This is a genomic window from Nodosilinea sp. LEGE 07298 (genome assembly GCF_015207265.1).
GTDB lineage: Bacteria > Cyanobacteriota > Cyanobacteriia > Phormidesmidales > Phormidesmidaceae > Nodosilinea.
On the sequence record NZ_JADEXE010000016.1, the window covers coordinates 38,075 to 45,409 of the forward strand.

The 7,335-nt window shown below is 54.2% G+C and carries 7 protein-coding genes; 5 read left to right on the forward strand and 2 right to left on the reverse strand.

Annotated features, from left to right (window positions below):
- Positions 1–41 precede the first annotated feature (41 nt).
- On the reverse strand, positions 42–2,756 hold the full coding sequence (locus tag IQ273_RS04035) for a tetratricopeptide repeat protein (protein ID WP_194021889.1): 2,715 nt from the start codon (positions 2,754–2,756) through the stop codon (positions 42–44).
- Positions 2,757–2,860: 104 nt separating this feature from the next.
- Between IQ273_RS04035 and tumA the strand changes: the two genes are divergently transcribed.
- The 4 genes from tumA (at position 2,861) to IQ273_RS04055 (ending at position 5,664) form a co-directional block, all read left to right on the forward strand.
- The gene (gene tumA, locus IQ273_RS04040) at positions 2,861–3,091 is read left to right on the forward strand and encodes an antitoxin TumA (protein WP_194021890.1); all 231 of its coding nucleotides are present in this window, start codon (positions 2,861–2,863) and stop codon (positions 3,089–3,091) included.
- The gene (tumE, locus tag IQ273_RS04045; protein WP_194021891.1) at positions 3,081–3,473 is read left to right on the forward strand and encodes a toxin TumE; all 393 of its coding nucleotides are present in this window, start codon (positions 3,081–3,083) and stop codon (positions 3,471–3,473) included. The genes tumA and tumE overlap by 11 nt, the downstream gene beginning before the upstream one ends.
- A 113-nt stretch (positions 3,474–3,586) precedes the next feature.
- Entirely contained in the window at positions 3,587–5,362 is a 1,776-nt protein-coding gene (locus tag IQ273_RS04050; protein ID WP_194021892.1) for an ABC transporter ATP-binding protein, read from the forward strand.
- Positions 5,363–5,457: 95 nt separating this feature from the next.
- Positions 5,458–5,664, forward strand: a complete 207-nt coding sequence (locus IQ273_RS04055; protein WP_194021893.1) for a transposase — start codon at positions 5,458–5,460, stop codon at positions 5,662–5,664.
- Positions 5,665–5,690: 26 nt separating this feature from the next.
- Here the strand turns inward: IQ273_RS04055 and IQ273_RS04060 are convergent, their stop codons facing one another.
- Positions 5,691–6,275 (reverse strand): histidine phosphatase family protein, encoded by a 585-nt coding sequence (locus IQ273_RS04060; protein ID WP_194021894.1) that lies wholly within the window; start codon positions 6,273–6,275, stop codon positions 5,691–5,693.
- A gap of 258 nt (positions 6,276–6,533) precedes the next feature.
- Here IQ273_RS04060 and IQ273_RS04065 point away from each other — a divergent pair, with 258 nt between their 5' ends.
- Entirely contained in the window at positions 6,534–7,214 is a 681-nt protein-coding gene (locus IQ273_RS04065) for a transposase (RefSeq protein ID WP_194021895.1), read from the forward strand.
- The last annotated feature ends 121 nt before the right edge of the window (positions 7,215–7,335 follow it).

Below are 7,335 nucleotides of genomic sequence, written 5' to 3' on the forward strand. Positions count from 1 at the left end.
GCCGTGTCGGTTGGGCGCAACGAAGGGAAACCCAACTACAACTAGCCCAGCTTGGCCAAATTTTCGCGGCAGCGCACCGTCCAGGGGTGCTCGGCCCCCAGCTTGGGTTCGAGAATGGCGAGGGCTTGCTGGTAGAGCGATCGCGCTTCTTCGGTGCGGCCTTGGGCAGCGCGGAGGGTGGCGAAATCATCCAAAAAGCGACCGTTTAGCTCGTGATCTGCGGGCAAAGCGGCTTGGGTAATCTCTAAAGCTTCTTGGCAAAGTGCTTCGGCGCGATCGTAATTAGCCGTTTCGCAATAACACCGAGCCAAGTTATTAAGGCTGATAGCTAAATTGGGGTGCTCATTACCCAGCAACTGTCGACGCAAATTTATAGCTTCTAGCAACAGGATTTCTGCTTCCCCATAGCGGCCTTGATTGCTGTAGAGAAAGGCCAGATTGTTGAGACTATTGGCCACACTAGGATGCTCGTCGTCCAGGAGCCGTCTGCGCATTGCCAGGGCCTCTTGGTAGAAGGGTTCTGCCTCGTCGGTGCGTCCTTGAATGTTGTAGAGAAAGGCTAGATTGTTTAGGCTACTGGCCACACTAGGATGCTCGTCGCCCAACAGCCGCTTATGTGCTTCTAAAACTTGCAGATAGAGGATTTCGGCATCGTTGTAGCGTCCCTGCATTTGATTTAGATAAGCTAACCAATGGAAGCTTTGGACGGTTTCTATATGGTCTTTGCCCAAAAACCGTTTTCTGATATCCAGAGAGTCCTGAGCAATCAACTCAGCATCTTTATATAGTCCTTGAGCTGAATAAAGCGAACCCAAGTTGTTAAGGCTAAGGGCGACATCGGGATGCTCGTCACCCAAGAGCCGTTTTCTCATCGCCAGGGCGTCTTGGTAGAGGGGTTCTGCTTCCTCATACCGACCCTGATAGTTCTCTAGCTGTCCAAGACTATCGAGACTAGAAGCAATATCCTCGTGCTCGTCCCTCAGCAAGCTTTGGCGCAATCTTAGTGATTGTCGCAAGAGCGGGTCAGCCAGGGTATATTGCCCTCGTCCCATAAGATAAGTGCCCATTGCGTGAAACATATCGGCGGTAGTGGTCGAGGCAATATCGCTCTGCTGGCAGTGGTTAGCCAGATCTTGTACGTGGTTTACTAGAGGGGCCAGGGTGGGCCAATCTTCATATTCAATGTCTTTCTCTTTTGCAGGAATCAGCCGCCCCATTGCCCCAAACAGCGGTTCCACCCAGTTCTGGCAGCCCTCAGCCCCCAACTCTGCTCGTATCACCTCCTGCACCAGACGATGCAGGCTAAAGCTCTGGTTCTCCGGCTCCACTCGCACTAGAGAATAGCTGCACAGCGGGCTCAGCAGGTCGTAAAGTTCTAGTGGGTCGTCGGCAGCGTCGGCCAGGACAGTCGCTAATGGCTCACCTAGTTCTGCAGCTCCGTAGCTAAACAGGTTAAAGGGTATCGTGTCGGGATGAAGAAAGGCGCAGTAGTTCAACAATGCCGCAGCGGCGGGTGCGGTTTTCTGCACCTCCTTGAGGTTTAAGGCCCAGGTGGTGGCAATGGAGTCGGCGTAGTGGCCCAGCTTAGGTTTGGCTTTTTCGAGCCGCTTGAGCCGCTGTTTGCGATAGCTCTTGAGGTAGTCGGCAAAAGACACCCGGTTGGTGACAATGTAGGCGGCGGCCTGTTCGAGGGCGAGGGGCAGGTAGCCCAGTTCGGCGGCGATGTTGGTGGCGGCTTTCCATTCAGTAGATTGTTCGTTGTCGAAGTTTTGATCCCCCCTAGCCCCCCTTGTCGAAAGGGGGGACGAGTTACCTGCGGTTGCACCAGGTCTACCGCCCCCCTTTTCAAGGGGGGTTGGGGGGATCTCATCTCGGCGTAGAGCACTCTGCCCATCTGGATTGTCTGCTAACGGTTCAATTACTTGCATTGGGCGAACGCCATTCGCCCCTACGGGGTGGGTGCGTGCGGTGCGGGTTAGGAGGAATGCTACGGCATCTTCTGGGTTAAGGGTTTCCATCGTGATCGCCTGCACAATGCCCAAGTCTTGAAAATCTTGGGCGCGGGAGGTGACCAGAATATGGCCCTTAATCTCGCGGGGCAAAAACGGCTGCACCAGTTCGGGGCGATCGCCGTTGTCGAAAATCAGCAGCCAGCCCTCTTCTCGCCCCAGCCACGCCCGCACTGACTGCACGGTTTCATCCTGGTTTTCGGCATCCTTTAGGGGCAGGTTAAGGCGCTGGGCGATCGCAACATAGCCACTGGTCAGCTCCAGTTCCGTATCGGCCCCCACCCAAAACACGTAGCGGTAGTCGTCGCGGTAGCGGTAGGCATATTCCACTGCTGTTTGGGTTTTACCAATGCCGCCTAACCCGCTAATTGCCTGAGTCTGAGAAATTGCTGCCGCCTGCCCCTCATGCAGCTGCTGGTACAGCGTCGTCAGCACCTCATCTCGCCCGGTGAAATAAGGATTGCGGCCATAGGGCACCATCCACGACGATTCTCCCCCATCTTCCCTACCTCCCGTATCCAAATATCCGGGACAAACCTGCTCCACCACCTCATTCAGCCGCTCTAGCCCGCAACCCGTCGCCCCCTCCACCCAGCTCAGCAACGCTGCCACTCGGTTGCCCTGGGCGGCGATCCCTTCGGGCACCAGACCCGGTGGCGGGTTGAGGGTAAACCGCAATTGCTCAAATTGGGAGGCAGGCAGCGCACTCAGGGTTTGAAATAGCTTCAGCCGCCGTTGAGAAGACATAATAAGGAAATCCTACAAGGCTCAGTGGAGGCATGGCTGAGCTAATCTTACCCCAAGACGTTTGGCGGTATTGAAGCGTCTTTTCACACATCAGGAGATTGCTAATGCGTAAACAAATTGTCGAATACACCTCGCCCTTAGATGCGCTGATTGCCCTGGCCAAGCAACTGCAAACCTACGAAACTCAGTACGAAATGGAGTCCTCTGAGTTCTTCGCAAAGTACAATCAGGGCGCAACCTCCGACGACGAAGACTTGATTGAGTGGGCTGGTAATTACCAGCACTACTTGGCCCTGCGTCAAGAACTCGCAGACAGGCTGCAAAATGTCGCGTAGGGCTCTATTCGCCTATTTTGATAGTATTGAGCAGCATTTATTCGCTTTGCCTAACCTCTATGTTGAGCAGTTCAATGCCACTATCCTGACAGCAGAACGAGCTAATCTCAAGCTACAGCTGCGGTTCAAAGGCAAATATCTGCTGGCCATCAGCGAAGCCCTACTGGTTGTGGATGGTCAAATCACACAGATTGACTACCGCTATCACTTCCAAAATGAGAATAATCAGGTGATCTTTCGCTACGATAGCACTCCTCATTTTCCTAATTTATCCACATTTCCCCACCACAAACATCTTACCGATACCGTTATCTCAGCCGAAAAGCCTGACCTCACTCAAGTTTTACAAGAAGCTAGTACCCTTGCCGAAACTAAAGACTAATAGAATTCCGCATCGAAGACACCTTTAGCGATAGCCTCACCTGGCTAACCGGCCAAGTGCAAAAGCCTCCAAAACCGCCACCTTTGACCTCCAGAATCGAGGAGCGACTACTTATGACCCTCGCTATAGCCGCCCAACAACCAGCAGAACCCAAGCCCAAGCTCTCGACGGTGGGGCGGTTTTTGCGGTATTTTGCGCCCTACCGGCAAGAGCTACCGATCGCGCTGCTGCTGGTTGCCATTGGGGCGACCACTCAGGCGATCGGGCCGCTGCTGATTGGCTGGGCGATCGACAACCTGATTTTGGCGGGCAATCTGTCGGGTCTGCTGTGGATGCTGGCGGCGCTGACGGTGATTTACTTTGTCGGCATCTGGGCGATTCGGGGTCAGATCTGGCGCATGGGCGGCATTGTGCAGAAGCTGCTGGGGCAGCTGCGGCAGGATATTTTTGACAAAATTCAGAGCCTCCCGGTCAGCTTTTTCGATCGCAGCGAAGCGGGCGATCTGATGAGTCGCCTGCTCAATGACGTAAACACGGTGAACCAGGCCTTTGGCCTGACTATTCCCCAGGTGCTGGGCCAGACCTTTAGTTTGGTGGGCATTATCATCGCTATGCTGGCGATCAATGTGCAGCTGGGCCTGCTGAGCAATCTGGTGGTGCCGCTGATGATTTTTACCACCGGGTTTTTCTCGCGCTGGGCTAGGGGGCGGTTTCGCGTCACCCGGCAGACCATCGGCGACCTGTCGGCCAAGCTCGAAGAAGACATTGGCAGTGTAAAAGAGGCCCAGGCTTTCAACCGCACTCAGCTCAACATTGAAGAGTTCGACAGCCTGAATGCGGCCAATCGCAAAGCCAACGTGCAGGCGGTGGCGGTGACGGCGGCTTTTTTGCCCTCCATCGACTTTCTCAATACCCTGGCCACCGCCGGGGTGATGGCCTACGGCGGCTACCTGGCGGTGACGGGGGTGATGACCGTGGGCACGGTGACGGCATTTTTGCTCTACGTGCAGCAGTTCTTTCGCCCGATTCAGATTCTCAGCCAGTTTTATACCCAGGCCCAGTCGGCCCTGGCGGGGCTCGATCGCATTTTTTTGCTGCTGGATGAACCCGCTACTCTGCAAGATGCGCCCAACGCTGCCGAGATGCCGCCCATTGACGGGGAGGTGCGGTTTGAGTCGGTGGGGTTTGGCTATACCCCCAACCAGCGGGTGCTCAAAAACGTCAGTCTCTACGCTCATCCAGGGCAGATGATCGCTTTGGTGGGGCCAACCGGGGCGGGCAAGAGCACGATTATCAACCTGATTATGCGGTTTTACGATGTGTCGGAGGGGGCCGTCAAGATCGATGGCATTGATGTGCGCGATGTCACCCAGGCCAGCCTGCGCCGACAGATTGGCATTGTGCTGCAAGACAACTTGCTTTTCAGCGGCACCGTGGCCGAAAACATTGCCTTTGGCGCACCTAATGCTACCCAGGCCGAGATTGAGGCGGCGGCTCAGGCGGCGAATGTGCATGAGTTTGTAACCTCGCTGCCTCAGGGCTACAGCACTCGGCTGGGCGAACGGGGCGCGCCGCTGAGCCAGGGCCAAAGGCAGCTGGTGAGTATTGCCCGCGCGGTGCTGATTGACCCGCGCATTTTGGTGCTGGATGAGGCGACCAGCAGCATTGACACCAGGACTGAGGGGCTGGTGCAGGATGCGATCGCCACCCTGCTGAAAAACCGCACTAGCTTTGTAATTGCCCACCGGCTCAGCACCGTTACCCAGGCCGACCAGGTGTTGGTGATTCAGCAGGGCGAGATTGTTGAGCAGGGCACCCACGCTGAGCTAATGGCCGAGGGGGGCATCTACGCCAATCTCTACGCGCTTCAGCTCGGTACAGCGGACTGATGCTCAAACCGTAGGGTGGGCACTGCCCACCTTCCCACCCAGCTATCACCAACCCATCGGGAACACTACTTTAGAGTATCTTCCCCTACCCCCAAATGCCCAATTATCAACGCGCCTACACTCCCGGCGGGGCAATCTTTCTCACCCTGGTCACCTTCAACCGCAGACCAATCTTTGCAGAAGCCGATAACGTAAAGCGCCTGCGCCAGGCTGTAGCCGCTGTTAAAGCTGAAATGCCTTTCGATATTGCAGCCGCCGTTGTGCTGCCCGACCACATTCATTTTGTGTGGACCTTGCCCTAGGGCGACGGGCAGTGCCCACCCGACTGCTACTGATCATATAAAGTATATTCACTAAATTTCCAGTAACCGTTACCCGAAACTTGCAAAGATTTCCAACCCTGAGCACGTAACCTTTGAGCAATTAAGGAATTCATAATCCCGTGCCCTAACAGCAATATTGAACCCTCTTGTCGAGAAAGTGCTTCAAGTTTCTGAACAACAATTCCTGCTCTCACATTTGCTTGTGCCAACGATTCAGTCTGCGCTGACCAACCAATAAACCAAGCAAGACGACTCAACGCACACCAAGTTCGTGCAGACATTTTAATTTTTACAAATCGGGGTGTAGGTAGTTCAGCTTCACGAGCCTCAAATAAAACGTGATGATTCAACTCAGGGGCAAGTACTTTAGCGGACTCAACCGATCGTCTTAATGGACTCGTAACGATGCAACGAATGCTACTTACAGTAGTTAAAAGAGGTAATGGGGGATGGCAACTAGGATCAATTGGAGCGTGATTATAACGCTGAACCCATTCTGCTAGCTGTGACCCTGTAATTTTCTCTAAGTCATCAATCATTGGCTTACCGTGTCGAATCAAAACAATTTTTAAGCAGCGATTTTCAACCACGATTCACTTATACCCTCAGAGAATTGATGATCACAACATATTACTTAAAGAGTGAATCTGGGCTTCTCAACTATGTTTTTCTCTACTACCACAATCTAGAAACGAAGCAGTCGAATAACTTATTACAATAGTCCGGACACCTTGGTGGTGCAGAAAAGTCCTGAAAGGGTTGTTGTGAAAGGAGTCCCAAATGAGACAGGGTAGATGGGAAGGGGCATTTCATGAGAGGCTTGAATTCCCCAACTCAAGGCCAGTCTCATGGAAACACCCCTCTTGTATCGTCAACTGCAAGACCAATTGAGTCAATGGGTGCAGCCCAAAGACCAACGCCATCTGCAAGGGTTTGCGGAAATTGTGGCGGCGGTGTTGCAGTCCGGCGAGGCCTGTTTAGGGCGATGGATACCCTATCTCTCGCATCGTGACTGCGGTGCCCGCGCCCATATGGGACGGCTGAGCTACTTTCTCCATAACGAGCAGATCACAGCGGAACGGTACTACGAGCCTCTCCTGCGGCAAGCGCTATCAGCCTTTGCAGGAGAGGCGATTCTTCTGACGCTGGACACCAGCATGCTGTGGGATCAATTTTGTTTGATAGACGTGTGCTTTGTCTGGGGTGGACGCTCCATTACCCTGGCCCAGGTGGTGCTGGAGCATGGCAGTGCTACCGTGGGCTTTGAGCAGTATAAGCCCGTGCTAGAGCGTGCCCAAACCCTCCTACCGCCGAAGGTACAGGTGACGTTGCTGGCCGACCGAGGGTTTGAACATGGTGAGTTGATGCGCTGGTTGAACAAACAACAGTGGGATTGGGCGATTCGGGTGAAGTCAGACCTGTTGGTGACCACCAAGGGCGGTCGAACTCAATCGGTAGAGCGCCTCTTTCCGCCCCCAGAACACGCCTATCTGGTGGGGCCGGTGCGGGTGTTAGGGGATATTGATTAGACGACACTGAACGTGGCGGGTGACGACAGCTAGATAGGCGGGAGAGGTGTTCTCCCTGCCCCTTGAGTCATCACTGAGACCGGATCCAATTTAAGCTAATAAGAAAAGACACTGAAGGTAT

Excerpts from the sequence above, each read along its gene's own strand:
- IQ273_RS04055 (WP_194021893.1), top strand. The coding sequence starts at position 5,458 with ATGCCCAATTATCAACGCGCCTACACTCCCGGCGGGGCAATCTTTCTC.
- IQ273_RS04035 (WP_194021889.1), bottom strand. The coding sequence starts at position 2,756 with ATGTCTTCTCAACGGCGGCTGAAGCTATTTCAAACCCTGAGTGCGCTG.
- tumE (WP_194021891.1), top strand. The coding sequence starts at position 3,081 with ATGTCGCGTAGGGCTCTATTCGCCTATTTTGATAGTATTGAGCAGCAT.
- tumA (WP_194021890.1), top strand. The coding sequence starts at position 2,861 with ATGCGTAAACAAATTGTCGAATACACCTCGCCCTTAGATGCGCTGATT.
- IQ273_RS04050 (WP_194021892.1), top strand. The coding sequence starts at position 3,587 with ATGACCCTCGCTATAGCCGCCCAACAACCAGCAGAACCCAAGCCCAAG.
- IQ273_RS04065 (WP_194021895.1), top strand. The coding sequence starts at position 6,534 with ATGGAAACACCCCTCTTGTATCGTCAACTGCAAGACCAATTGAGTCAA.